The sequence below is a fragment of the Noviherbaspirillum sp. ST9 genome, from assembly GCF_048799745.1.
In the GTDB taxonomy this organism is placed as follows: domain Bacteria; phylum Pseudomonadota; class Gammaproteobacteria; order Burkholderiales; family Burkholderiaceae_D; genus Noviherbaspirillum.
Genome location: NZ_JBLWFR010000067.1, coordinates 1 through 762 on the forward strand (window position 1 = coordinate 1; position 762 = coordinate 762).

The 762-nt window shown below is 41.6% G+C and carries 1 protein-coding gene; it reads right to left on the reverse strand.

The genetic code is table 11. The annotated features are described in order from the left end of the window. Positions 1 to 498, reverse strand: a 498-nt coding sequence (locus ACNOHI_RS24775; RefSeq protein ID WP_420477392.1) for a DUF4369 domain-containing protein, incomplete at its 3' end; no start/stop codon positions are given. Positions 499 to 762: the final 264 nt, after the last annotated feature.

Below are 762 nucleotides of genomic sequence, written 5' to 3' on the forward strand. Positions count from 1 at the left end.
GCGCCTGAGCTGATTTAACGAATCTATCTTTCTTTTATAGATTGATACGGAAGGTGTATCTAAAGATTTGCTTGCCTTTTGAGCCAGGCCAAGCGACTCTTCCAGTTGCTGTTGAATGATCCCATCTTTTGTATAAAAACCAGTCATCAGCCGCTGGTCTTCCGATCCGGCCACCGCACTTCTGTAGATCGCGTTTGCACTACCCGAAATAGTGACTGGTGTATTGTCAAGATAGAATGCCAGGAACGCTTTCTGGCCGCTGAGAAAAAGACTATAAATGCCCGGATACCTGATCTTTCCGCTAAGTTTAAAACTGTCGTCGTCCGCGATCACAATTGAGTCGGCTTTTTGCTTGTCGGTATTCGCAATATAGGTGTCGGGCGAAAAATATAGGGTTTTACCGGCACCGTTGGTCAGGTTTCCCGAAATGACATAGTTATATTGAGCAACAGTGTGGCCCGTAGTAAAAAGAAGAGCGCAAAATAATAATGATTTCATAATGTATCTGGTTATTGTTCAATTGTTTGTTATACCCGATACGAATTTACGGATTAACTAAGTAATTAGTTTATGTTTCGATAATTATTTCCAGGTGTGTTGTTTTATAACGGGCTATCCTTGTTTTAAGTTGCGGCAGAGGGAGTAATTTGAGCATTTAACGCTAGTCAATTTCTTTTCTGAATGTGATATCTGCGAAATCAATGATCCGGTACTTTCCATCCTGCTTGAAGTGGACATTGAACCCGCCGAAACCCGAATTAA